The organism is Neisseria sp. P0016.S008, assembly GCF_051957775.1.
GTDB classification, from domain to species: Bacteria; Pseudomonadota; Gammaproteobacteria; order Burkholderiales; family Neisseriaceae; genus Neisseria; species Neisseria flavescens_B.
On record NZ_JBQCWB010000008.1, the window covers coordinates 55,816 to 81,244 of the forward strand.

Below are 25,429 nucleotides of genomic sequence, written 5' to 3' on the forward strand. Positions count from 1 at the left end.
ATTATTTGTAATACGGTTGGGTATTGACGGACACGGACAGGCGGAGCTTTGGATAATTAGGGAAGTTTTGCAGCGGTCTGATTTTAAGTCTGTAATAACCTCCTTTTTCCTGTATCAGAAACCAAGCCATCGCATTTTCTCGGATACTGAATTCTTCTCCATTAAATGTGTGAGACGAGTGAGCAATAGATTCATCGGCAACAAATTGAGTTTGGTTATTCTTGAATCTAACGGCATTCGCATAATCATTATTAATTTTTGGTAATTCAGCATAATGAATAAAATTATTACTCAGGCTTATTTGAGTTTCTTTCTTGTTTTTATCTAAATGAGTTAGAGAAGTTTCAAAATTTAGCAATTTATTTTTAATTAAATAATCATTCATATCCACTCCCTTTTCAATATCGTAATATTTTTTATCTTCAAATGGAAACATTGCCATAATATAGACTGCATAGTTCGTTTCGAGGGCTTTTGGTTTTTTTTTCAATTTGAAATAAAACACCTGTTCCTTCTTCGGGTCGATAATCAAAGGCTGCTCGAACGGCACCTCGTATACAGGATGTCCGTTAATTTCTTTCGGTACGTCTTTATATGGATCGCCATATTGGGAACAGGCACTTAAAAAAGTTGTAAAAAAACCTAAAAGGGCCAGTGTATATTTTTTTGTTTTGTTCATTATTTTTCCTTTATATTTCCGATTGATAGTAAAAAATATGATTAAGTATATACCATTAAAGCTTTAAATATCTTAATTTGTGAAAGGCCGTCTGAAACCTGATTTCCAGATTTCAGACGGCCTGAGTTTTTTCTATCAAACCAAATGTTCCGCCAAGAAAGCCAATGCGTATTCGACGGCTTGCGCCCTTACTGCTTCGCGGTCGCCTGTGAAAAGCGCGGTTTGCTCAAACGAGCCTTCGGGCGTGGCCAGGCCGAACCAGACTGTGCCGACCGGTTTGGCCGCGCTGCCGCCGCTAGGGCCGGCAATGCCGGAAATACTCAAGGCGTAATCTGCCTGCGCCACGGCTTTTGCGCCGCGTGCCATTTCATAGACAGTCTCGCGGCTGACCGCGCCGTGTTTCAGCAAGGTGTCGGGCATGACGCCGAGGCGGTCTTGTTTGGCTTGGTTGCTGTATGTGACGAAGCTTTGATGAAACCATTGCGAGCTGCCAGAGAGGGAAGTCAGCGCACCTGCAAGCAGGCCGCCGGTGCAGGACTCGGCGCAGGTAACGGTTTGGCGGCGGCTGGTCAGGTGTTCGGCGATGGTTTGCAGATGGGACATGGCGGCTCCTTATGGAAAAGGGTGGAATGGGGCGGGCGTTTGACCCGCCGGGTTTCAGACGGCCTGAAAGCTGAAATCAGTCTTTCGGCTGAATGAGGTGGACATCGCGTTGCGGGAATGGGATGTTGATGTTGGCTTCGCGCAGATTTTCGACGATCTGCTCGTTCAGGGCGAATCGGAATGGGCCGAGATTTTCTTCTTGCGTCCACGCCCAAAGGGTGATTTCGATGGCGCTGTCGCCAAGGTTGGTAATGTATACGACGGCAGGTCGTTCTTCGGTTTGAACACACAATGGATGCTCGATTGCCGCTCTCAATACGGCGGCTTTGGCGGCTTTCAAGTCGCAGGCGTAATCGACGCCGACAACGACTTGGGCGCGGCACAGGGGCAGGGAGGAGCGGTTGGTGATGCTGTTGGTCATGACCACGCTGTTGGGTAGGACGACTTCTTCGTTGTCCGGCGTGCTTAAAGAGGTCTGCACCATTTTGATTTCTCGGACGATGCCTTCAAAACCGTTGACGCGGATAAAGTCGCCGACTTTAAACGGGCGGAACAGGATAATCAGCACGCCGGCGGCGAAGTTGGACAGTTGGTCTTTCAAAGACAAAGCCACGGCCAAGCCTGCGCCACCGATCAAGGCGGTCACGGAAGTGGTCGGAATACCGAGTTTACCCAGTGCGGCGATGATGATGAGGATCAGCAGGCCGATGTTGGCGACGTTGCCGAGGAAGCTGACCAGCGTTTTATCGACTTTGGCGCGCGTCAGTGCGGTTTTCATCAGTGTCACCACGCGCGTGGTGACCCAGCGGCCGATAAAGAAGATGGCTAAGGCGGCCAGCAGGTTCGTGCCGAAAGACATGCCGGTTTGGGCGAGTTGTTCCCAACTGGAGAAGGGGGAGAGGGATTGAAGATCGAAATTCATAATTGTGTGTGCGTGTGAAGTTGTTTAAAAGGTCATTGTAAAACAAGGCCGTCTGAAAAACTAATGATTTGTTTTTTCAGACGGCCTTGATGTGTTTTTAAGTTTTTCGGTTTAACGTAAAACGGTTTTGCTCCAACGGCTCACCCATTGTTTTTGTTTGGTGTTGATGTCGGTGCGGTTGGGGGAATCGCTGTGTTTCGGGGTTTGGGCAAACTCGAATACTTTGGGCAGCGGCGTGTTTTTGGCAGCCGGATAAACCCACATTTCGGCAGGCAGGGCTTTTTGCACTTCGCCGCTTTGCAGCCAGCTCACCAGTTTGGCCGCCAGTTCGGGTTGTTTTGCACCTTTCAAAACGGCCGCGCCTTCAACTTGGCGGAATGTGCCGCCTTTGAGGAAGAGGTTGCCGGTGGGCGGGGTGCTGTATTTGCCTTTGGAGTAGTGGACTTCGGCAGCCGGGCTGGTGGCATAGCTGACCACAAGGGGATAAGCGCCGCCGTTTTGGGTAAAGTCGGTGTAGTAGGCTTCGCTCCAGCCTTTGGCGACTTTCACGCCGTTTTGGCGCATTTGCGCCCACCATTTGAACGCGCCTTCTTCACCCATGCCGCCGATGTTGGCCAAGAGGAAGGAGAGGCCGGGCGATGATGTGGCGGGAGACGGGGTTACCAGAAGGTTTTTATATTCCGGTTTGGTCAAATCTTGCAGGGTTTGCGGCAGGGGCAGTTTTTTCTGTTCAAACCATTTTTTGTCGTAGTTGATGGCAACATAGGCGTAATCGACAGCCAGCGCATCGGGCAGGGAAGCGGTTACGGGCGCGGATTTGGGTTGGTTGGCGGCGAGGATGCCGGCGGATTTGGCTTTGCCGATGTTGGCGTTGTCCAAACCGTAAACCGCATCGGCAATCGGGTTGGCCTTGCTCAAAATCAGCTTGTTGAGCATTTCGTTGCCACTGCCTGCCTTGATGACGGACACTTTGGCATCGTTGGCTTTTTCAAATTGCGCGATGACGGATTGGGGCAGGCTGAAGGATTTGTGCACGGCCAAACGCACTTCGGTTTGGGCGTACAGGTTTGCCGAGGCCAGTAATAGAGCCACTGCGGACAATTTCAGTTTCATTCTCTTTCCTTTGTGCGGGTAAAATACGAAATATCATAACAAAATCTGCATATCAAGGCACGATATGAATCATTCTCCCGTTTGGCTGTTTGACCTCGACAATACTTTGCACAATGCCGAAGCCGGCATTTTCTACATCATCAACCGCGCCATGACCGAATACATGGCAGGCCGTCTGAAGCTTTCCGAAGAAGCCGCCTCCCAACTGCGCCAAGATTATTGGCACCGATACGGCGCGACGCTTGCTGGTTTGCAAATCCACCATCCCGAAGTTGATATCGATGAATTTTTGCTTGAAAGTCATCCACTTAAGCAAATTTTGGTAAAGGTGGAGGGTATGGATGGAACTGATAATGTTTTAGGCCGTCTGAAAGGGCGAAAAGCCGTATTTTCCAATGGGCCTTCGTTTTATGTCCGCGCATTGGTTGAAGCGTTGGGCTTGGAAGCGCATTTTGACGGCTTGTTCGGCACGGACGACTTCGGCCTGCTCTACAAACCCAATCCGCAGGCCTATCTCAACGTCTGCCGCCTATTGGGCGTCAAACCCGAACAGTGCATCATGGTGGACGACAGCGCCGACAATCTGCACCAAGCCAAAGCCTTGGGCATGAAGACCGTTTGGTACGGCGAAAAAGCCCATCCGTTGCCATTTGCCGACGGCATAGCGAAAGATATGCAGGGTTTGCTTGAAGTTTGCACAAAACTGCCGTGAAGTTTTGCAAAAACAAGTACAATACACGGTATTGCCGACATTTAAAAACAAGGACAACATCATGCATAAACTCGCTTTAATTCTGACCGCCGCCGCCGTTTTGGCCGGTTGCTCTTGGGAAACCTACACCAATGAATCCGGCCGTACCGCCGTACGCCAAAAATATGCTACCGGCACACCTATCGTTTATCAGGACGGTACTTATTCTAAAAACATGAATTACAACCAGTTCCGCCCAGAGCGCCGCGCCGTCCAATCCAATCAAGCGGATCATGCTGAACACGGCGAACGCGGCCAGCACTGGCAAAAACCGCAATTTGCCAACCAACAGCCAGCAACCGAATAACAATATCCCCAAGGCCGTCTGAAACGGAGTGAAAAATAACCAACACTTGTTGCCCCACTTTTCAGACGGCCTCAAACAACGACAACGGAAACCGTATCATGGCTCAGACAGCTTTAAATATCGTCATCCTCGCCGCCGGCAAAGGCACGCGCATGTACTCCAAAATGCCCAAAGTGCTGCACCGCATCGGCGGCCTTCCCATGGTTGAGCGCGTTATCGACACCGCCGCCTCCCTGAATCCCCAAAACATCTGCGTCGTCATCGGCCACGGCAAAGAGCAGGTCTTGGACACCGTCAAACGCGATGTCGTTTGGGTTGAACAAACCGAACAGCTCGGTACCGGCCACGCCGTCAAAACCGCCCTGCCGCACCTGTCTGCCGAAGGCCGCACGCTGGTGTTGTACGGCGATGTCCCCCTGATTGACGCCGCCACCCTCGAAACCCTGCTCGAAGCCGCAGGCAACGAAGTCGGCCTGTTGACCGACGTGCCCAACGACCCGACAGGCTTGGGCCGCATCATCCGCGACAGCAACGGCAACGTTACCGCCATTGTCGAAGAAAAAGACGCCGATGCCGCCCAAAAAGCCGTGAAAGAAATCAATACCGGCATTTTGGTTCTGCCCAACGCCAAACTCGAAGCTTGGTTGAACAGCCTTTCCAGCAACAATGCCCAAGGCGAATACTATCTGACCGACCTCATCGCCAAAGCCGTTGCCGACGGCATCAAAGTTCATCCCGTCCAAGTCCGCGCCTCCCATCTGGCCGCCGGCGTGAACAACAAACTCCAACTGGCCGAACTCGAGCGCATTTTCCAAACCGAACAGGCGCAAGAATTGCTCAAAGCAGGCGTCACCCTGCGCGATCCGGCACGTTTCGATTTACGAGGCCGTCTGAAACACGGACAAGATGTCGTGATTGACGTCAACGTCGTCATCGAAGGCGAAGTCGAACTCGGCGACAACGTCGAAATCGGTGCCAACTGCGTGATCAAAAATGCCAAAATCGGTGCCAACACCAAAATCGCCCCATTCTCCCATTTTGAAGGTTGCGAAGTCGGCGAAAACAACCAAATCGGCCCATACGCCCGTTTGCGTCCGCAAGCCAAACTGGCCGACGACGTACACATCGGCAACTTCGTCGAAGTCAAAAACGCCACCATCGGCAACGGCACCAAAGCCAACCACCTCACCTACATCGGTGATGCCGAGATCGGCAGCAAAACCAACTTCGGCGCCGGCACGATTATTGCCAACTACGACGGCGTGAACAAACACAAAACCATCATCGGCGACGAAGTGCGCATCGGTTCAAACTGCGTACTGGTTGCCCCTGTCACCCTCGGCAACAAAGTAACGACAGGCGCGGGCAGTGCGATTACCCACAACTGCGAAGACGGCAAACTCGTTCTCGCCCGTTCCCGCCAAACCGTCATCGAAGGCTGGGTGCGTCCGGAAAAAGGCGATAAGAAGTAAAACCGCCTGAAAATAAGAAAGACTTAATTCTTATAGGACGTATAATGGAAGAAAACACTGATATAGAACAAGCTCGAAGTTTGGTTATCGAGACATCTAGATTAATGGTTGCATATCGAGACAATAGTGAAAAACTTGTGAATGATGTTCGAAATGAGTTAGACAAATCTTTAATTGAACAACGTCGTATGCTTGTTCAGATGATTAGGGAGGAAGTAACAAAAGAAGTCTCTCAAGCTGTTTATGCTTATGTAAAAGATATGGAAAAAGCCCGTAATCAGATGGCAGATCAAGTTAGAGAGTTTAATGGCTACCTTCGGAAAGTACAGGAGGAAAATAATAAAATTTCTTCCCGTTCAGTATGGGTTACATCGTTGACATTGGCAACGTTGGTTATTGGGGGAATTGCATTGGTTTGGTTTTATTCGGGTATTATTCAGAGTAAGAAAATTGATGCAGATATGGTTACACGGATTAATCAAGCAGATATTGTTCGTTGCGGAAATGATTTATGCGCGAGGACAAGTAAAGCTGGAGAAAATGGGTATAGAGTTATTCATAAACGGTAAAAGCAGCATTTATGGAGTAAGAAATGAAAAAGTATATTTCAATTTTTTTATTAATCTCGTTGATGGCATGTGCTCGTCCATCATCTTTTTCTGGTACTTGGTCATATACTGATCAGATTGGAGATACTGTGGGAGGGAAAGAATTGGTTCTTAAGCAGGAGGGTAATTCAGTTACAGGAGTATGGAATGAGGGAATTTCGACAGGTAGCGGGGGAAGTGGAAAATTAAAAGGATATGTAAAGGGAAATAAACTATTTTTAAGTTATTGTTCTGATGAGGGAAATAACTGGTATAAATCTTGTCCTAAATATAACAATAACGAAAGTTATTTTATTATAGATAATAATAAAATTATTGAATATTATAAAAACAATAATAAAGAATATAAAAAGGGTAATGAATTTATTTTGGTTAAATAAGGATTTTTAAATCATGGTGTCGAATAATCAACAAAAAACATTAAGTAAAGAAGATTTTCAAACAATAGCTTATTTTGCAGTAGGTGTTTCTTCTGAATCCAAGTCAAATGCTTATAAATTAGTTATAGCAGCAAATACTAAAAATGGGAAATTATATCCTGTTGGGAATAGTGGATATTCTATCGGAACGATACAAACCGATTTAGGACAGCATCCCGAAGTTGTAAAAGATTTGGTTGATGCATATCAAAAATGGGCTTTAGAGACAAAACCTGAATGGAAACTTTCTGAAAAACAAGAAAAGGATATTATTCATGATTTAGGAAGGACAGGTAGAGAGATAAAAAAAGAAGATGGAAGACCGTTACCAGCTGAGTTTAAGGCTAGATTTGATCAATTCTTCAGTAGTAAAGATGGAATTACTTGGGTTCATACCCGAGATGTAAAACAGATTAATAAGATTGAGAAAAATATTTTTACTCCTTTGCAAGAGACAGAGTTATATAAAAAATTGTCTTTTGATGACAAAATACAATTAGTAGCAGTAACTTCAAAACTTTACAATCAAAGTGAACGCAATGGGAGAACAGTATTACAAGAAATTAAAAATGGTAAATTTCATTCAGTTAATGAGGTAAATAATAGAATTGATAGTATTCTTGAGGCCAAGAATGACTATATAGAAACTGGTAGAAAAGAAGCTGTCTTAGGTGCAATTCTAATTTCTCAATTAAATAAAATGGGAAAAAATAATATTTTATTTGATGAGTGGGATAGTGTTAAAACGAATCCTCTTGAAAATCCTTCGAAATTAGAAGGAGATAAAAAAAATAGTTATGATGAAATTAGAAAATTATTTAATGATCCTGAGAAATCTATTAATAAAATTAAACGAGAAGAAGGTAAAAAAGTAAGTGCTCAGGTTTCACGTGATGATTTTAGCGCACTAATTGATAATCTTATAAGTGATAAAGATGGTTCATTTACTAAGCAAGTTATTGCCGATAACAAAAATATTGTTGCTGCTTTAGATGCCAAAGTTCAAGAAAAAATAATACAAGAACAACAAAATATGGCTCAAGAAGTACAACAGAAAGCAAATGAGCAAAGTTTTGGTGGTCGTTCCCTTGGATAATAATGACGTTGCAAATTGAAGTAATCCCCTATGCCGTCTGAAAGTCAGTGGCGTAGATTTTCTCAAACTTTTGATACTAAGGAACTTATATGTGCGGTATCGTAGGTGCTATTCGCGCCAATCACAATGTAGTCGATTTTCTGACCGACGGTCTCAAACGCCTTGAATACCGAGGCTACGATTCGTCGGGTATCGCCGTAAACATGGACGGCAAAATCAAACGCGTCCGCCGTGTCGGCCGTGTGCAGCTGATGGAAGATGCGGCACGCGAAAAAGGCGTGTTCGGCCATATCGGCATCGGCCATACCCGTTGGGCAACCCACGGCGGTGTAACCGAGCCTAACGCCCACCCCCACATTTCCGGCGGCATGATCGCGGTTGTCCACAACGGCATCATCGAAAACTTTGAAGCCGAACGCGAACGCCTGCAAGCGTTGGGTTACACCTTCGAATCGCAAACCGATACCGAAGTCATCGCCCACAGCGTCAACCACGAATACACACAAAACGGCGGCAAACTGTTTGAAGCCGTCCAAGCTGCGACTGCCCGTTTCCACGGCGCATACGCCATTGCCGTTATCGCACAAGACAACCCTGAACAAATGGTTGTTGCGCGTATGGGCTGTCCGCTGTTGGTGGCCTTGGGCGACCAAGAAACCTTTATCGCTTCCGACGTATCCGCCGTCATCGCCTTTACCCGCCGCATCGCTTACTTGGAAGACGGCGACATCGCCCTGCTGAACGCAAACGGTATCGAAAAACTGCTCGACAAAACCGGTGCGCAAACCGAACGCGCGATTAAAGTGTCAGAGTTGTCTCTGGCTTCTTTGGAGTTGGGCCCATACAGCCACTTCATGCAAAAAGAAATCCACGAACAACCGCGCGCCATCGCCGATACCGCCGAAGTCTTCCTTGACGGCGGCTTCGAACCTGAAAACTTCGGCGTGAACGCACGCGAAGTGTTCGACGACATCAGCAGCATCAAAATCCTCGCCTGCGGCACGTCCTACTACGCCGCGCTGACCGCCAAGTACTGGCTCGAATCCATCGCCAAAATCCCGACCGACGTCGAAATCGCCAGCGAATATCGCTACCGCGACGTGATTGCCGATCCGAAACAATTGATCATCACCATTTCCCAATCCGGCGAAACCTTGGATACCATGGAAGCCCTGAAATACGCGCAGTCTTTGGGACACAAACACAGCCTGTCCATCTGCAACGTTATGGAATCCGCCCTGCCGCGCGAGAGCGAATTGGTGCTGTATACCCGCGCCGGTGCAGAAATCGGCGTCGCCTCCACCAAGGCGTTCACTACGCAACTGGTTGTATTGTTCGGCTTGGCGGTAACGCTGGGCAAACAGCGCGGCTTTGTTTCCGCCGAAAAAGCGCATGAATACGTCGAAGAGCTGCGCCAACTGCCTGGCAGTATCCAGCACGCTCTCAACCTTGAACCGCAAATCGCCGCGTGGGCGCAAAAATTTGCTAAGAAAAACAGCGCATTGTTTTTAGGCCGCGGCATCCACTTCCCGATTGCCCTCGAAGGCGCGTTGAAGCTGAAAGAAATCACCTACATCCACGCCGAAGCTTATCCTGCGGGTGAGCTGAAACACGGCCCGTTGGCATTGGTGGACGAGAACATGCCCGTTGTCGTGATTGCCCCGAACGACAGCCTGTTGGATAAAGTAAAAGCCAATATGCAGGAAGTCGGCGCACGCGGCGGCGAATTGTTCGTCTTCGCCGACCTCGACAGCAACTTCAACGCCACCGAAGGCGTGCACGTTATCCGCGCCCCACGCCACGTCGGCGTACTCTCGCCGATTGTGCATACCATCCCCGTGCAGCTCCTGTCTTACCACGCCGCCCTCGCACGCGGTACAGACGTGGACAAACCGCGCAACTTGGCTAAATCGGTAACGGTTGAGTAAAGCCTAGCTTGAACGATAAAAGGTCGTCTGAAAAGTTTCAGACGACCTTAATTATTAATTAAAGGCAAGTAAATGAATAGAATCTACAAATACCTACTGGTAATCGCTGCATTGGCGGCAGTAGGCTTCGGTATATATCAATATACCGCGCCCGACAAATACCAATACTGGAAAGAATTGATTGCCAAAGACCCCAAGCCTGAGGGAGTTTCGGAACAGGAATACAGGGAAAAACTCAGGGCGGGCTATTGCTGGCGGGATAGAAAGTTTTATACGCCCGCAGAATTACACAGGAAAGCAATGGTCAGTTTTGCAGGTAGGTTGTTGGGGGTTGCAGAAGCTTATCGGACAGATTTTACTACTACATTGGCTGGGGATGCTTATACCAGCGAGGATTGTATTCGTAATAAAAAAGCTTGCCGTGTGTGGTTTGTCCCACAAGATTATACTAACGGAAAATGGGATAGCCTTTTTTTAGAAAAGAAAGACCCAAGAGATCATCCTCTATTACCACAATATCAGGAAAAAGAAATAGAAAAAACTGAAGATTTAGAGAAATATTTAACCGGCTATGGCAGCAAAGGATTTACCCTGGTGTTTAGAGCACCTGAAGAGGAAGAAGTTATTTTTGGCTCGGACTGCTGTAATATCTTAAATAAAAAAGAAGCTATATTAAAAATAAAAAATAGTGAATTAGTTACCTATATAGAATTTGCAAGAATTTTTCCGGAAAACGAAATTCCAAAAAATATTAATATTATGGATTATGGTGTGGGGAATTTTTATGTAGAGATCAAAGAGATTATTCCTAGATTACGCCAAGATGAAACGAAAAAAGAAAAAACATATCAGAGTAGATTTTCAGAAATCCTATTTATGAATAATTGTGGAGATATACTCTGGCAACCATATTATATCCATCAAAAACTAAACTGAAAGGATAAGATATGCCTAATGTAAGTGGAATTTCTCGTAAAGCGTTAAAAGTATCTGAAGTATCAGTAGATAAAGTTTTATCACATTATTTGTGGAATGCTGCAATCCCTCCAAAGAAAGAAGATATGTTTACTGTGGCAACCTCTACCGAACGAAAACCTATTTATATTGACGCAACCGACTATATGCAAAATGGTGCAAACCAATATGCTGTATTGGAACTTCTTACAAACAAAGAGGTCGTCTGAAAAGTTTTAGACAACCTTGATTATTAATTAAAGGCAAGCAAATGAATAAAATCTACAAATACCTACTGGCAATCGCTGCATTGGCGGCAGCAGGCTTCGGTATATATCAATATACCGCGCCCGACAAATACCAATACTGGAAAGAACTGATTGCCAAAGATCCCAAGCCTGAAGGGGTTTCGGAACAGGAATACAGGGAAAAACTCAGGGCAGGCTATTGCTGGCGGGACAGGAAGTTTTACACTCCTGAGGAATTACACAGGAAAGCAAAGGTCAGTTTTGCAGGTAGGTTATTGGGAGAAACAGAAGCCTATAAGGCCAACATGACCACCAATCAGGGCGGACGGGATTATTCTACGGGAGCAGACTGCGTGCGTCACGAAAAAGCTTGTAGCGTTTGGTTTGTCCCGCAAGATTACACCAATGAGCAATGGGACAGGATGTTTTTGGCGGAGAAAGACCCGACGGATGGGACGCTGTTGACAAAATATTCAAAAAAGGAAATCAGACAGGAAAATGATTTGAGAAACTATTTGGAACAATATGACAATAAAGGTTTTACTTTGATTCTTAGAGGTCCCAGTAAGAATGGTGCCAATGTATATGGTTCTGATTGCTGTACAGTTTTAAGTAAAAAAGAGGCTGAACCAATAATTAAAAAAGATGCTTTAATTACCTATTTGGAAGGAGCAGCAATTTTTCCAGAAAATGACATACCCCAAAATATCAATATTCAAAATTACGGAGTAGGTAATTTTTATTTTAAATTTACTGGTGTAGATCCTGGCCTGCATAGATGGGACGTAAATAAAGAGAGAACGTATCAACAATACGCTACAGAAATATTATTCATGAACAATTGCGGAGATGTTTTGTGGCAGCCTTTTTATGTCAAATAACTTATCTTCTTAACGAGGAGCAACATTATCATGTCAGATAACCAAAAATCTTTAGCTGTATCCGATGTTACAGTAGATAGAATTTTATCCCAATATTTGTGGAATAGCCCGATACCACCCAAAAGAGAAGATATGGGAATATCGATAACATTAGCTAATCGTACACCAGTAAAAATTGACGCAACCGACTATATGAAAAATGGTGCAGGCAGATATGCCACGGCAGCAGATTTCAAGATGTTTGAAAATTTTTTTAAAGCCTCGAATTTACCTGCAAGAAATACACCTTATTCTTTCGATGAGATTGGCAATAAAATCTATGGGATAGAACGATTTAACAGTTGGAAAAATGATTTCTACAGTACGACTCCAGGAAAAGGTTTTACTGTCGCTATTTCTCAATATGGAATCGACACTTCATCTTCAGACTATGTTGAACGTGCTTTTATCTTTGGTTCAACACAAGTAGTTGTTACACCTGATGATCTTAGAAAACTCCAATTCTTCGTCCGACCCGACGGCAGTCGAGAAATCCGCAACCTCAGAATCACGCCTAAAAACGACAACTTCGACTTCATCGGAGGTTCATCTTCCCAAGACGCTTCGGGAAAACTTCAGAAATGGGCGGTAGGCAAAGCAAATGCAGTGTTCAATTCCGTATTGGACCCGAAAGGTATAGGCAGATCGGTCCCGCTCGTCTATACCGATACCGACAAGCTGCCATTTGTCAATATTACGGATAAGGACTTCAAAAGACTCCAATCGGAGAAATCGAACCAAGAAAAACCAGATATTCTGATGGAAGAAACAGGTATTCTTCTGTTTCGTCAAGGAGGAGGGTTATTTAATAAGCTGAAAAAATCACCAGCCTTATATGATAAAAGCCTGCTGGGGCGTTGGCGAGACATTGAGCAGAATGCCAACGAAATGTACCAAAAAACCCGTGACCGTATCGAAAAAGATCCGAATATGATGTCTTTGGATGAAAGGTATGAACGCGATCAATACGCGGCGGATATTGATAAACCAACGGCTTTAACTATTGAGGATATGCCGCAAAACGCCCAAAAAATCTATTATCAAGGGAAACAGATTTTTGCTGATTTTTGTGCCCAGAAAAACATCGCTTACGATGCAAATAGTTTGGACAATATTGCGATGTCGTTAGCTTCAGTGGCTTATAAAAACAAGATGAGTAGTGTGTCTTTAATCAATATTAACGATAATGGGAAAGTCTCGGTCGGACACAGAGCCCCCGGATTAATAATGGCTTCTGTAGATATGTGGGAAGCGGCTAAGACGCCGGTAGAGGAAAGCCTGAGCCAAATTCAGCAAACAGCACAACAAATTGAATATGAGGAGCAACAAAAACAAATCGTGCAATCCCAATCACATGGAGCGAGGATTTCTTAAGTAAAATCAAAAGAAAATGTAAAAAGAGGACTTAAATTCTACCAATTATCTACAAATGGTTTGATTGATTTTAAACAAAGCTAAAGGCCGTCTGAAAAATCTTTCAGACGGCCTGTTGTTTTAAAGCGTTTTATTCTGCACCGACAATGACGGTGTTGAGGTCTTTGAATTTAACGCGGCGTTGCCATGCGTCGCGGACTTGTTCGACGGTCAGGCTGTTGATGGCTTTGGGGTAGGCTTCCAAGTAGTCGTTGGGCAGGTCGTAGAGGCCGATCAGGCTCAGGTAGTTGAGCAGTTTGTCGTTGGAGTCGTAGCGCAGGGGGAAGCCACCGACGATGTTGGCTTTGGCCTGTCTCAGCTCGGCTTCGGTCGGGCCTTCGGCGATAAACTGCTCAATGACGGCTTGGGTGTCGGCCAGTGAGGCTTTGGTGTTTTTCTTTTGGGTAGAGTAGGAAACGGTAAACGTGCCCTCTTCTGTCGCCGGGGCGAGGCTGCTGTATACGCCGTAGGTGTAGCCGTGTTGGTCGCGCAAAACTTTCATGAGGCGGCTGTCGAAACCGCCGCCGCCGAGGATGTAGTTGCCGGCAACGAGGGCGTAATAGTCGGGGTCATGGCGTTTGAAGAGGGAAGTGCCGAGCAGGACTTGTGCCTGTGTGCCGGCAAAGGGGATGTCGCGGCGTTGGGTGGTTTGTTTGGGAACGGGCGGGATGGCGTGGGTTGCGGTGGCTTTGGCCGGCAGGTCTTTGAGGACGCGCTCGACCAGTTGCTCTGCCTGTTTGCGGTTGAGGTCGCCGACGATGGCGACGATGGCGTTGTCTTTGCCGTAGTGGGTGCGGTGGAAGGCGCGGATGTCGTCCAGACTAACGCGTTTGAGGCTGTCAACGGTTACGTTTGCGCCGCTGCCGTAGGGGTGGTTCGGGTAGATGAGTTTGGTCAGTTCGCGCGTGGCGGTGTAGTCGGGGGTGGTTTCCTGTTGTTGCAAGCCGGTAATGGATTGGATTTGACGGCGGCGGAAAACGGCTTCGTCAAAGCGCGGACGGGTCAGCGAGTGGTTGAGCAAGTTGGCGGCTTTGTCGCGGATGTCGGCTTTGCTGAGGCTGCGGAAGCCTGCGGATGCGCTTTCGGCATTGCTGTCGCTGCTGATGTGCGCGCCGATGTTGTCGGCTTGGGCATTGAAGGCTTCTTCGTCCAGTTCTTGGGTGCCGTCGGTCAGGAGGGAGGCGGTAAATTCGGCAACTTGGCTTTTGCCGTCCGGATTGGCGACGCTGCCTGCGCCCTTGAAGCTGACTTCAAGGTCGATGATGGGGTTTTCGTGGCGTTCGACAAGGAGGATTTGAGTGCCGTCGCGGTTGCGCCAGCGTTGGATGTTGGTGGCGGCTTGGACGCTTAAGGGCAGGAGTAGGGCAAGGGCGAGCAGGGTGGGTTTCATGTTGTGGCTTTCTGTTAAGGCCGTCTGAAAGGGTATGGGCTTTCAGACGGCCTGATGTTTATCGGCGTTTGGCGGCTTTTTTGCTTGGCGCGGCGGCAGGTTTTTGCGGCTCGATGATGACGGTACTCATGCGTTCGTCGGTCAACATCCGGGCGGCGGCCTGTACTTCTTGCGCGCTGACTGCCTGTAAGCGGCGGTGGATTTCTTGTTCGTCGGTATATTGGAAACCGCGCGCTTCGAGGCGGCCCATCATGGAGGCTTGGGAAGACATGGAGTCTTTGGCGTAGATTTCGCTGACTGCTGCCTGGGTTTTGACGCGTTGCAATTCTTCTTCGGAAACGCCGTGGTCGGCAATGTCTTTGATTTCTTGGCGCAGCTGGGCAATCAGGGTATCGGTTTTCACGCCTTCGGCAGGCATGGCCATTACGCTGAACAGCGGCATCTCTCGGCTGATGATGTCGTAATGCGTTCCTGCGTTCAATGCGGTTTGCTTGCCGCGCACGAGGTTTTTATCAAAACGGCTGGACGCGTTGCCTGCCAAAATATCGGAGAGGACGTCGAGGGCAAAAGGCATCGTGTCGTCGAATTTTTGGAGTTTCGGCACACGGAAGTTGATGGCAATCAGCGGCTGGTGTGTGACCGGAGAAGTGGCTTTGACCGTAACAGGCTTGCGCAAATAGGGTTCGGTATGGAGTTTGTTGCGCGGCGGCTGGGCTTTGGCCGGAATATCGCCAAAGAGTTTGGCGGCCGTCTGAAGCGTTTGTTTGGCATCAACATCGCCGACAATGACCAATACGGCATTGTTGGGTGCGTAATATTGTTTGTACCACGCGCGCAGGTCGTCTGCTTTTAGGGTGTGCAAATCTTTCATGTAGCCGATGACGGAGGCGCGCATGGACGGTTGGGTAAAGGCGGCAAGATAGGCTTGCTCCCACATTTTGCCGTCGGCCGTGTCTTCCGTGCGCTGGCGGCGTTCTTCACGGATGACGTTCATCTCGTTGAGGAATTCTTTGTCACTGAAGTTAAGGTTGTGCATGCGGTCTGCCTCGAGCTTCAGAATCTCTGGCAGGTTGGCGGCGGCGACGTTTTCGTAATACACCGTTTCATTGCGGCTGGTGTAGGCGTTGTTTTGCCCGCCCAGCTCGGATACGCGGCGGTTGAATTCGCCGGAGGGAACGTCTTTTGTGCCTTTAAACATCATGTGTTCCAAAGCGTGGCTCAGGCCGCTTTTGCCCGGTTTTTCATCCACGCTGCCGATTTTGTACCAAATCTGCGAAACGGCCACAGGCGCGCGGTGGTCTTCTTTGACGATGATTTTCAGACCGTTGGGCAGGGTTTCAGAAAGCGTCTGCGCCCATGAGGCAGCAGGCAGCGCGAAGGCAAACATTAAAGCAATTCGGCGTAACATGGTTTAATCCGTAAAATGAAAATCAATCGCCAAAGTATAGCGGAAAATCTGAAAGATTGGCCGAATGTTTCAGACGGCCTGGGCTTTATCTGCTGATTCACATCAAGCGCGGCCGTTGCCAATCTTTACCGTCGCCCCTCATTCGCGGATAATTCCAAACATTCCCGTTTCCAACCATCACAAAGGAATCATCATGGCATTTTTGAAACTGACCGAACAAAATGTTCAAGGCAAAACCGTTCTGATCCGCGCCGATATGAACGTACCGTTCAAAGACGGCAACATCAGCGACGACACCCGTATCCGCGCTTCGCTCGCATCCATCAAATACTGCTTGGACAACGGCGCGTCTGTGATCGTGATGACCCACCTCGGCCGTCCGACCGAAGGCGAATTCCATCCTGAAGACGATGTAGCGCCTGTTGCCGCGCATTTGGGCAAACTGTTGGGCAAAGACGTGAAAGTATTGAACGACTGGCGTGAAAACAAACCGACTTTGAACGCCGGTGATGTCGTGATGCTGCAAAACGTGCGCATCAACAAAGGCGAGAAGAAAAACGACTTGGAGCTGGGCAAAGCCTACGCTTCTTTGTGCGACGTGTTCGTCAACGATGCATTCGGTACCGCCCACCGCGCCCAAGCTTCGACTGAAGCCGTTGCCCAAGCCGCACCGGTTGCCTGCGCCGGCGTGTTGATGGCGGGCGAACTCGACGCTTTGGGCAAAGCCCTGAAACAACCGGCTCATCCGATGGTCGCCATCGTTGCCGGCAGCAAAGTGTCTACCAAACTGACCATCCTCGAATCTTTGGCCGACAAAGTCGACCAACTCATCGTCGGCGGCGGCATTGCCAATACCTTCCTGTTGGCAGAAGGCAAAGCCATCGGCAAATCTTTGGCCGAACACGATTTGGTGGAAGAATCCAAAAAAATCATGGCGAAAATGGCGGCTAAAGGCGGCTCTGTTCCGCTGCCGACTGATATGGTTGTCGCTAAAGTCTTTGCCGCCGATGCAGAAGCGGTGGTGAAAGACATTGCCGATGTTGCCGAAGACGATATGATTTTAGACATCGGTCCGAAATCCGCCGCCGCACTTGCCGAGTTGCTCAAAGCTGCCGGTACGGTTGTATGGAACGGTCCGGTCGGCGTGTTTGAATTTGACCAATTTGCCGGCGGTACCAAAGTATTGGCCGAAGCGATTGCCCAAAGCGATGCGTTCTCGATTGCCGGCGGCGGCGACACTTTGGCGGCGATTGCCAAATTCGGCGTAACCGATCAAATCAGCTACATCTCTACCGGCGGCGGTGCGTTCCTTGAGTTCTTGGAAGGCAAAGAGTTGCCTGCCGTTGCTGCTTTGGAAAAACGCGGCGCATAATCGGTTTTAATATCGATTGTTAAAAATAAAGGCCGTCTGAAATCTGGAAATCAGGTTTCAGACGGCCTTTTGTTTGTGGTTTTTATTTGAGGAAGTGTTTAGCTGGATTCAACGCCGATGATGGGCAGACTTGTTGCTAAACAGGCTGGAAAGCATCCGGCTCTTTTCAGACGGCCTCTACGTCGACTTGTCGGTGCAATGCCTGATAGCACGGGGTAAGCTGGCGGATAATCAGGTCGAGCTGGTGTTTGAGGATATGGTCTTGCTGCGCTTGTGTGTTTTGCTCAAGCTCGGCAAATTCCTGACGGATTTGGGTCATGGCCGTTTCAAAAGCCTCGGGGTCGGTTTGGGGCATTTGGGTCAGCAACTCGGCGATGTGGTGGGTCAGCTTGGCATAGGGCGCAAAGCCGTCGTTGCCGTCGATTCGGACTTGGTCGCGGTATGCGCCGAGCGCGGAAATGTGGCCGGTCAGCGCATAGCTGGTTTTGAGCAGGGTAAAACCGTCTTGCAGGCGGTCTTGGTATTTTTTCGGGTTGCTGCTCATGTCGGACAGGGTGCTACTGAGGGCTGCGATGCTTTCGTGGGCTTGGCGGCGGGTGAGGCGGTAGTCGAAATCGTCGCGGCTGCCGTTTTGCAGCTGGTCGAGGATGGCGTCGAGATAGCTGCCGTTGGCAGTGATGGTTTGGGCGGCGGTATGGCTGAGGGTCAGGTAACGCCAATCGGGCCAGAGGTAGGTGGCGGCGGCCCATGCGATAACGGAACCGACGATGGTGTCGATGATGCGGATGGGCATGGCGTGGTACACGTCCAAACCGGCAAGCGATAGGCTGGTCAGGGCTTGGATGGTGATGAAGAAGGTGGAGAAGCTGTATTTGTAGCTTCGGGTCATGAAGAACAGGGTGGTGCTGGCGATGACAATCCAGAGCTTGGTTTCAACGGACGGGGTGAAGTAGGGGACGAGCGAACCGACAATTACGCCGAGAATCGTACCGGCAATACGTTGGTACACGCGGCTTTTGGTGGCGGTGTAGTTGGGCTGGCAGACGAAAAGGGCGGTCAGCAGAATCCAGTAGCCGAGATTAAGATGGAGGATTTCGACAATGATGCAGGCCGCAGCCACGACGATGGAGAGGCGGGTGGCATGGCGGAATACGCTGGAGTCGAAATTGAGTTGGCTGAGGACGGTCTCGCCGATATTGCGGAACTTGGTGTTTTCAAGGGCGGCGATGCGGGTGTCGGCGTTGTCGTTGTCGGCAAGGGACGCATCGTTTTGCAGTTGCCGCAGTTGGTAATCGACGCTGCTGAGGTTGTCGAGCAGGCGGCGGATATTGTGGAGGTTGGCATTGTCGGCATGGGTCTCGGTAAAATGGCTGAGGGATTGGCGGCAGCCTTCCATGGCACGGCCGAGGCGTTTGCTGTATGCGTAGGGTTTGTTGTTGCGCAGGGAGGCGGCAACATTGCGGCACGCCTGGCCTTGCATTTCGAGCAGGCGGCGGATGCGGAAGATGAGGTCGGTATTTTTGAGCTGCTCGGTCATTTCGCTGTAATCGACGTGGGCGGAGCTGATGCGTTCGTGCATGTCTTGCGCGCAGAGGTAGTAGCGCAGCATTTTGGCGGTACGCGGATGGCGGTGTTGGCCGCGCAACCGGTAGAAAAGTGCGCCGCGGCATTGGTTAAAGGCGGTAATTACGCCGGTGTTGCTCATGGCCAAGTCGATTTGACGGTTGCCCAACCATGCGGCTTCGTCGGGGTCGAAAAAGTCGGCTTTGGCATCGAAGTAGTTGCTGAGTGCGTCGTAGGCGTTGGCAACGGTTTCTTGGACGGGACGGTGGGGCAGGATGATTTGGAAGATCAGGGTGTTGACGCTGTATAGGACAGTGCCCAACAGAATCATGACTGGGTTGGTCAGCCAGTAGGTTTCGGGTGTGTAGGTCAGCGTGGTGTAGGTGGCGACGGCGAGCGCACCGAAAGCGATGGTACGGTATTTGAGGCCGACGGTGCCGAGGATGGTGAAGCCGAAAGTCATCAGGGTCATGGCCAAGATGAAGGGAACGCCTGTGCCGATGGTGCTTTGGGCAAGTAGTGAGGAGAGGGTAAACAGGGCGACGGTGATGACGATGTTTATCAGACGGCCTGTGAGGCGGTTGTCCAAATCGACCAAACCGCCGGCAATAATGCCGAGTACGAAGGGCATGGCGAGTTTGGGCGTGTCGAAATGCCAAACGAGGGTGGCGGCGATGAACACGCTGGCGAAGACGGGCATGGAAGCAATGATCAGAGGTTTGAGTGGTGGAGTTTTCATGCTGGTGTTGTTTATTATTCGTTATGAGGTGAATGACTGGATTTTAACAGGATTTTCAGTCGGTTTCAGAATGCTTGAAATAGGATAAGGCCGTCTGAACGGATACGGGGAAATACTTGATTTCGTTTCCACATCCGTTCAGACGGCCTTTTTTTGGCTTACGCCATTAGGTCATCAGGTTGAGGTCGCTGATGCGGTCGTAGAGGCGTTCGGTATTGTTGCCCTCGTCGTGCATTTGGATGCGCAGGCGCAAATCGTTGGCGGAAACCGCTTGGCGCAGGGCTTCGCTGAGTTCGATTTGGCCTTGTGCGTAGAGGTTGAAGAGGTTTTGGTCGAATGTCTGCATGCCGTTGCTGCCGGAGCGTGCCATCAGGTCGCGGATTTCCAGCAATTCGCCTTTGAAAATCAAGTCCTGCATGGCCGGAGTGTTGAGCAGGAGGTCGGTAACGGCCGTACGTTGGCGGTTTTTCTTGATGGTGAGGCGTTGGCCGATGATGCCGACAAGGTTTAACGCCAAATCCATCAAAACCTGTTGGCGCCGGTCTTCCGGATAGAAGTTGATGATGCGCTCGATGGTTTGGGAAGCTGTGCTGGCATGGATGGTAAACACGCACAGATGGCCGGTTTGAGCCAGTTGGAGGGCATATTCCATGCTTTCTTCGCTGCGGACTTCGCCGATACAGACAACATCGGGTGCTTGACGCATGGCGCTTTGAACGGCGATTTTCCAGTTGTCGGTATCGATGCCGATTTCGCGCTGGGTGAAGATGCTGCGGCAAGGTTTGTAGATAAACTCGATGGGGTCTTCGATGGTAACGATATGGCCGGGCAGCTTTTGGTTGCGGTAGTTGAGCATGGAGGCCATGGTGGTGGATTTACCCGAACCGGTCGGGCCGGCGAGGATCAGCAAGCCGCGCGGCGCGAGTGCAAGCTCTTGGAGCTTTTCGGGCAAACCGAGGGTCTTCATCTCGGGAATGTCTTGGCTGACGCGGCGCAATACCATGCCGACGCGGCCTTGCTCGTGGTAGGCGTTGACGCGGTAGCGTGTGTTGCTGCGCGATTGGACGGAATAGTTGATTTCCCAGTCGCGGTTGAAGGCTTCGAGCTGGTCGGGGTTCATGGTGGATTCGGCGATGGCGGCGGTGTCCGCGCCGGTCAGCGCTTTGTGGGGCATGGGCGTGAGGGTGCCGCCGACTTTAATGGCAGGGGGAAAGCCTGCGCTGATGAAGATGTCGGATGCGTTGCGTTTTTCGGCCTCTTCACACATGCGGTCGAGCAGGGGATGAAGATGCGTGCCGATTTCGGCCGGGGTGGGGATGTGCGGTGCTTGGTTTTTTTGTGAGTAGGCTTGCACCATTTCGCTTAACAGGTCGTGCAGAGGGGCGAGGTCGCTCATGATGATTCTCTTTAAAACGGGTATTCGGTCAGGCTGAAAGGCCGTCTGAAAACGGGATGATGGGGTTCAGACGGCCTGAGTATAATTTAGAAAACAGAGAGGTTTTCGATGTTTTGCGCCTTGCTGCGTGCCAGCTCGGGGCTGATGGTGCCTTGGCGGACAAGGGTTTGCAGGGCTTGATCGAGGGTTTGCATACCGTGAGCCTGACCGGTTTGGAGGGCGGCGTTGATTTGGGCGATTTTGTTCTCGCGGATGAGGTTGCGCACGGCCGGTGTGGAAATCAGGATTTCGTGTGCGGCGACGCGGCCGTTGCCGTCGCGGGTTTTCAGCAGGGTTTGGGAAATGATGGCGCGCAAGGATTCGGACAACATGGAGCGCACGATTTCTTTTTCGCCTGCAGGGAATACGTCAACGATACGGTCGATGGTTTTGGCGGCGCCGGTTGTGTGCAGCGTGCCGAAAACCAAGTGGCCGGTTTCGGCGGCGGTCAGGGCGAGGGAGATGGTTTCAGGGTCGCGCATCTCACCGATCAAAATCACGTCGGGGTCTTCGCGCAGGGCGGAACGCAGGGCGTTGGTGAAGCTGTGGGTGTGCTGATGCAGCTCGCGCTGGTTGATGAGCGCCTTTTTGCTTTGGTGGACGAACTCAATCGGATCTTCGATGGTCAGAATGTGGGCCGGTTGGGTTTCGTTGATGTAGTTGACCATCGCCGCCAGCGTGGTAGATTTACCCGAACCGGTCGGGCCGGTTACCAAGACCAAACCGCGCGGATTTTCGGCAATTTTTTGGAAAATGCGCGGCGCACGCAATTCTTCCAGCGTCAGGACGGTGCTCGGAATGGTACGGAATACGGCGGCCGGGCCGCGTTCGGTCATAAAGGCGTTGACGCGGAAACGGGCAACATTAGGCAGCTCAAATGAGAAATCGACTTCAAAATCCTGTTGATAGAGCTTGCGTTGGTGATCGTTCATGACCGAGGTAATCATGGTACCGACTTCTTCCGAACTCATCTCGGGCAGGTTGATGCGGCGGATGTCGCCGTGTACGCGTATCATGGGGGAAATGCCCGAACTCAAATGGAGGTCGGAGGCTTTGTTTTTCACGCCGAACGCGAGTAAGTCGGTAATCTGCATAATGTGGCCTTATTTTGGTTTAGAATAATAAAATCGCTTTATTTTAAATAGATAAATCCGTTCGACCAAGTAAAATTTTCAAAATGCCGAGTGATGAACGGGTTAAAGGAGAAAACCATGTCGGTATTGCAACAAAACTATCAGGACGTATGCCAGGCGCTTGAACAGGCGGCTGAGGCTGCCGGACGGCCTGCGGGTGCGGTGAAGCTGGTAGCGGTCAGTAAGACGTTTCCGGCAGACGATATCCGCGAAGTGTATGCGGCCGGTCAGCGCGATTTTGGCGAGAACTATATTCAGGAATGGTTTGAAAAAACGGAAACGCTGGCCGATTTGCCGGATATTGTTTGGCACGTTATCGGCGATGTGCAGTCCAATAAAACCAAATTTGTGGCCGAACGCGCACATTGGGTGCATACGATAGGCCGTCTGAAAACGGCGCGGCGCTTGAGCGAACAAAGGCCGTCTGAAATGCCGCCGTTGCAGGTGTGTATTGAAGTGAACATTGCCGCGGAAGAGGCGAAACACGGCGTGACGCCCGATGAAGCGGTTACGCTGGCCCTTGAAGTGGCCAAGTTGCCGAATATTAAAGTGCGCGGATTGATGTGTGTGGCCAAGGCCGATAGCAGCGACGATGAGTTGCGCAGCCAGTTTCATACCATGCAACGGCTGTTGGCTGAGTTGAATGCGGTAGGCGTTGAAGCAGATGTTTTGTCTATGGGTATGTCCGGCGATATGCCAATCGCGGTAGAATGCGGCGCAACCCATGTCCGCATCGGCAGCGCGATTTTCGGCAAGCGGCATTATCCTCAATAAAAGTAATAGGCCGTCTGAACAGGGTAGACAGCAGTTTCAGACGGCCTGATCGATATCACAAAGGAGTGACATATATATGAATATCTATTTTCTCGGCGGCGGTAATATGGCGACTGCCATTGCAGGCGGTTTGGTCAAACAAGACGGCTATCGTGTCCACATTGTCGAACGCGGCGCTGAGAGACGAGCGCAACTGGTGCAAGAATTGGGCGTAGCCACTTCTGAAAACCTGCCCGAATTGAGTGCGGACGATGTCCTCATTCTCGCCGTTAAACCGCAAGACATGCAGGCAGCCTGTCAAAACATCCGTTTGAATGGTGCGCTGGTGTTGTCCGTAGCGGCAGGTTTGTCCATCGATACCCTCAGCCATTATCTGGGCGGTACATGCCGTATCGTACGCATCATGCCCAATACGCCGGCCAAAATCGGTTTGGGCGTATCCGGTATGTTTGCCGATGCAGGCGTTTCAGAAGCCGACCGTGCAGCCGCCGACGGCATCATGCGCTCTGTCGGCACAACCGTTTGGCTGAACGAGGAAGAGCAACTCCACAATATTACCGGCATCAGTGGCAGCGGCCCCGCCTATGTTTTCTATCTTTTGGGCGCGCTCCAAAACGCGGCTTTGGCACAAGGTTTCAACGAACAAGACGCACGCGAACTGAGCCTCGCCACATTTAAAGGCGCAGTGGCTTTGGCCGAACAAACCGGCGAAGCATTCGCCCAATTACAGCAAAATGTAACTTCCAAAGGCGGCACGACACACGAAGCCATCGAAACCTTCAAAGCCCGTCACGTTGCCGAAGCCATCGAACAGGGCGTAGAAGCCTGCGTCAAACGTTCGCAAGAAATGGCGCAACAATATAAGGCCGTCTGAACATGCGCGGCGACTTGCTCTTATTATTGGCAGACGCTATTGCCATCCTGTGTATCACGCGCTTTTTGCTCCGATACGCAGGATTGGCAGCAGAACACCCCCTGCTCAAATTCAGCATACAGGCAACAGGCTGGCTGACCAAACCTTGGCAAAAAGCATTTCCAAGCGGCGAGAAAACCGATTGGTACTGCCTGCCCGCAGGTTTTCTGGTGTACTACCTTGCCTGTACCGCCATTATTTTCATCTCGCCGGCTCTGTCCATCAGCAATAAGCTGATTTTGGCAAACTTCTGGTTTGCCGCACTCCATATGCTGAAAGCCGCGGCCTATACATTACTTATCGGTCTGATTATTAGGATGGTGTCCGGCATACAAGGCCGCTATTCGCCGTTGACTTATGCCATCGAACGAATCCTGCAGCCATTGCTCAAACCGTTTTCCTTCTTACGCGCAGGACGGTACGATTTTTCAGGCAGTTTGTTGGCACTCTTATTATGGTTGTGGCTGGCCCGATGGTTTCCCCAACTGATCCAGCAAACCAACCTATGGTTGCTTCAATAGGCCGTCTGAAAACGCAGCAGGTATTAACGACCAAAAATACAACGTCCTAAAAAGCGCTTTAATACATTTAGGTGTAAGGTAGTGCAAAAAAGTGCAAATCGAAATATAAAGAACAAATGAATAGGTAAAACATGATATGATTCGCCCAATTTCCAAAACGGAAATTTAAGAAAACCCAATAAAAGCAAACCCGTAGCATCCAAATCATTAACAACAAACCGAAAGCAGACACCATGGCAAAGCTGACAGAACAAGATATTTTAAACTGGGATGGTCCTGAAGAGGACTACATGAACAGCGACCAATTGGCCTTCTTCCGCGAACTACTGGTTAAAATGCAAGAAGAACTGATTGAAAATGCAAACACCACTACCGGCCATCTTCAAGAGCACGAATCCGCCCCCGATCCTGCCGACCGAGCTACTCAAGAAGAAGAGTACGCTTTAGAACTGCGCACTCGTGACCGCGAGCGTAAACTTCTCAATAAAGTGCAAGCGACTATCCGCAGCATCGACGAAGGTAATTACGGTTTCTGTGCCGATACCGGCGAACCCATCGGCCTTAAACGCCTGCTGGCACGTCCGACCGCGACATTATCCGTAGAAGCGCAAGAGCGACGCGAACGAATGAAAAAACAGTTCGCCGACTAAAAATATAAAGATAGAAACCTCAAAAGGCCGTCTGAAAGAGCAATTCAGACGGCCTTTGTTTTGTGTTTTTTGTATGTATGGATAGCGTAGGAAGGTTG

Annotated in this window: 25 protein-coding genes; 16 read left to right on the top strand and 9 right to left on the bottom strand. The window is 49.8% G+C overall.

Features of this window, described 5'->3' with window-relative positions; all coding sequences use genetic code 11:
* Position 1: 1 nt before the first annotated feature.
* The 4 genes from ACTHS8_RS09895 to ACTHS8_RS09910 form a co-directional block, all read right to left on the bottom strand.
* Positions 2-679: a hypothetical protein gene (locus tag ACTHS8_RS09895; RefSeq protein WP_308882021.1), complete on the bottom strand. Its 678-nt coding sequence runs from the start codon at positions 677-679 to the stop codon at positions 2-4.
* 135 nt (positions 680-814) lie between these two features.
* Positions 815-1,282: a CinA family protein gene (locus ACTHS8_RS09900; RefSeq protein ID WP_070822553.1), complete on the bottom strand. Its 468-nt coding sequence runs from the start codon at positions 1,280-1,282 to the stop codon at positions 815-817.
* A 76-nt stretch (positions 1,283-1,358) separates the two neighbouring features.
* Positions 1,359-2,204, bottom strand: coding sequence for a mechanosensitive ion channel family protein (locus tag ACTHS8_RS09905; protein ID WP_440373608.1), 846 nt, complete (start codon positions 2,202-2,204; stop codon positions 1,359-1,361).
* Between the two features lie 111 nt (positions 2,205-2,315).
* A complete protein-coding gene (locus tag ACTHS8_RS09910) occupies positions 2,316-3,317 on the bottom strand; it encodes a thiamine ABC transporter substrate-binding protein (RefSeq protein ID WP_440373609.1) in 1,002 nt (333 codons plus the stop codon).
* Positions 3,318-3,381: 64 nt separating this feature from the next.
* Between ACTHS8_RS09910 and ACTHS8_RS09915 the strand changes: the two genes are divergently transcribed.
* From ACTHS8_RS09915 to ACTHS8_RS09965, 11 genes are all read left to right on the top strand, one after another.
* Positions 3,382-4,029 carry a pyrimidine 5'-nucleotidase gene (locus ACTHS8_RS09915; RefSeq protein WP_440373610.1) on the top strand — a complete coding sequence of 216 codons (648 nt, stop codon included), beginning with the start codon at positions 3,382-3,384 and terminating at the stop codon, positions 4,027-4,029.
* 61 nt (positions 4,030-4,090) lie between these two features.
* Positions 4,091-4,375 carry a hypothetical protein gene (locus ACTHS8_RS09920; RefSeq protein WP_107848681.1) on the top strand — a complete coding sequence of 95 codons (285 nt, stop codon included), beginning with the start codon at positions 4,091-4,093 and terminating at the stop codon, positions 4,373-4,375.
* Positions 4,376-4,473: 98 nt separating this feature from the next.
* Entirely contained in the window at positions 4,474-5,847 is a 1,374-nt protein-coding gene (glmU, locus tag ACTHS8_RS09925; protein ID WP_440373611.1) for a bifunctional UDP-N-acetylglucosamine diphosphorylase/glucosamine-1-phosphate N-acetyltransferase GlmU, read from the top strand.
* A 44-nt stretch (positions 5,848-5,891) separates the two neighbouring features.
* The gene (locus ACTHS8_RS09930; RefSeq protein ID WP_063076310.1) at positions 5,892-6,416 is read left to right on the top strand and encodes a hypothetical protein; all 525 of its coding nucleotides are present in this window, start codon (positions 5,892-5,894) and stop codon (positions 6,414-6,416) included.
* A 23-nt stretch (positions 6,417-6,439) separates the two neighbouring features.
* A complete protein-coding gene (locus tag ACTHS8_RS09935; protein WP_231900213.1) occupies positions 6,440-6,835 on the top strand; it encodes a hypothetical protein in 396 nt (131 codons plus the stop codon).
* A 13-nt stretch (positions 6,836-6,848) separates the two neighbouring features.
* Positions 6,849-7,970 carry a hypothetical protein gene (locus tag ACTHS8_RS09940; RefSeq protein WP_440373612.1) on the top strand — a complete coding sequence of 374 codons (1,122 nt, stop codon included), beginning with the start codon at positions 6,849-6,851 and terminating at the stop codon, positions 7,968-7,970.
* 89 nt (positions 7,971-8,059) lie between these two features.
* Entirely contained in the window at positions 8,060-9,898 is a 1,839-nt protein-coding gene (gene glmS / locus ACTHS8_RS09945) for a glutamine--fructose-6-phosphate transaminase (isomerizing) (RefSeq protein WP_440373613.1), read from the top strand.
* Between the two features lie 72 nt (positions 9,899-9,970).
* Complete coding sequence (locus ACTHS8_RS09950) at positions 9,971-10,834, top strand: hypothetical protein (protein ID WP_440373614.1); 864 nt, start codon at positions 9,971-9,973, stop codon at positions 10,832-10,834.
* 11 nt (positions 10,835-10,845) lie between these two features.
* On the top strand, positions 10,846-11,082 hold the full coding sequence (locus ACTHS8_RS09955) for a hypothetical protein (RefSeq protein WP_440373615.1): 237 nt from the start codon (positions 10,846-10,848) through the stop codon (positions 11,080-11,082).
* A gap of 41 nt (positions 11,083-11,123) precedes the next feature.
* The gene (locus tag ACTHS8_RS09960) at positions 11,124-11,981 is read left to right on the top strand and encodes a hypothetical protein (RefSeq protein WP_440373616.1); all 858 of its coding nucleotides are present in this window, start codon (positions 11,124-11,126) and stop codon (positions 11,979-11,981) included.
* Between the two features lie 30 nt (positions 11,982-12,011).
* On the top strand, positions 12,012-13,394 hold the full coding sequence (locus ACTHS8_RS09965) for a calcium-binding protein (protein WP_440373617.1): 1,383 nt from the start codon (positions 12,012-12,014) through the stop codon (positions 13,392-13,394).
* Between the two features lie 130 nt (positions 13,395-13,524).
* On the opposite strand, the gene ACTHS8_RS09970 is transcribed toward ACTHS8_RS09965, so the two are convergent.
* The gene (locus tag ACTHS8_RS09970; RefSeq protein ID WP_440373618.1) at positions 13,525-14,823 is read right to left on the bottom strand and encodes a M16 family metallopeptidase; all 1,299 of its coding nucleotides are present in this window, start codon (positions 14,821-14,823) and stop codon (positions 13,525-13,527) included.
* 58 nt (positions 14,824-14,881) lie between these two features.
* The gene (locus tag ACTHS8_RS09975; protein ID WP_440373619.1) at positions 14,882-16,231 is read right to left on the bottom strand and encodes a M16 family metallopeptidase; all 1,350 of its coding nucleotides are present in this window, start codon (positions 16,229-16,231) and stop codon (positions 14,882-14,884) included.
* Positions 16,232-16,424: 193 nt separating this feature from the next.
* On the opposite strand from ACTHS8_RS09975, the gene ACTHS8_RS09980 reads away from it, so the two are divergent.
* Entirely contained in the window at positions 16,425-17,603 is a 1,179-nt protein-coding gene (locus tag ACTHS8_RS09980) for a phosphoglycerate kinase (RefSeq protein ID WP_440373620.1), read from the top strand.
* Between the two features lie 166 nt (positions 17,604-17,769).
* Here the strand turns inward: ACTHS8_RS09980 and yccS are convergent, their stop codons facing one another.
* From yccS to ACTHS8_RS09995, 3 genes are all read right to left on the bottom strand, one after another.
* The gene (yccS, locus tag ACTHS8_RS09985; protein WP_440373621.1) at positions 17,770-19,905 is read right to left on the bottom strand and encodes a YccS family putative transporter; all 2,136 of its coding nucleotides are present in this window, start codon (positions 19,903-19,905) and stop codon (positions 17,770-17,772) included.
* Positions 19,906-20,071: 166 nt separating this feature from the next.
* Positions 20,072-21,301, bottom strand: a complete 1,230-nt coding sequence (locus ACTHS8_RS09990; protein WP_039861910.1) for a PilT/PilU family type 4a pilus ATPase — start codon at positions 21,299-21,301, stop codon at positions 20,072-20,074.
* A gap of 86 nt (positions 21,302-21,387) precedes the next feature.
* Positions 21,388-22,434, bottom strand: a complete 1,047-nt coding sequence (locus ACTHS8_RS09995) for a type IV pilus twitching motility protein PilT (protein ID WP_004519239.1) — start codon at positions 22,432-22,434, stop codon at positions 21,388-21,390.
* Positions 22,435-22,551: 117 nt separating this feature from the next.
* On the opposite strand from ACTHS8_RS09995, the gene ACTHS8_RS10000 reads away from it, so the two are divergent.
* The 4 genes from ACTHS8_RS10000 to dksA all read left to right on the top strand — a co-directional run bounded on the left by ACTHS8_RS10000 (position 22,552) and on the right by dksA (position 25,331).
* Complete coding sequence (locus ACTHS8_RS10000; RefSeq protein WP_440373622.1) at positions 22,552-23,247, top strand: YggS family pyridoxal phosphate-dependent enzyme; 696 nt, start codon at positions 22,552-22,554, stop codon at positions 23,245-23,247.
* Between the two features lie 76 nt (positions 23,248-23,323).
* The gene (gene proC, locus ACTHS8_RS10005) at positions 23,324-24,121 is read left to right on the top strand and encodes a pyrroline-5-carboxylate reductase (protein WP_440373623.1); all 798 of its coding nucleotides are present in this window, start codon (positions 23,324-23,326) and stop codon (positions 24,119-24,121) included.
* Between the two features lie 2 nt (positions 24,122-24,123).
* Positions 24,124-24,681, top strand: a complete 558-nt coding sequence (locus ACTHS8_RS10010) for a YggT family protein (RefSeq protein ID WP_440373624.1) — start codon at positions 24,124-24,126, stop codon at positions 24,679-24,681.
* Positions 24,682-24,914: 233 nt separating this feature from the next.
* Positions 24,915-25,331 carry an RNA polymerase-binding protein DksA gene (gene dksA / locus ACTHS8_RS10015; RefSeq protein ID WP_049350731.1) on the top strand — a complete coding sequence of 139 codons (417 nt, stop codon included), beginning with the start codon at positions 24,915-24,917 and terminating at the stop codon, positions 25,329-25,331.
* Positions 25,332-25,429: the final 98 nt, after the last annotated feature.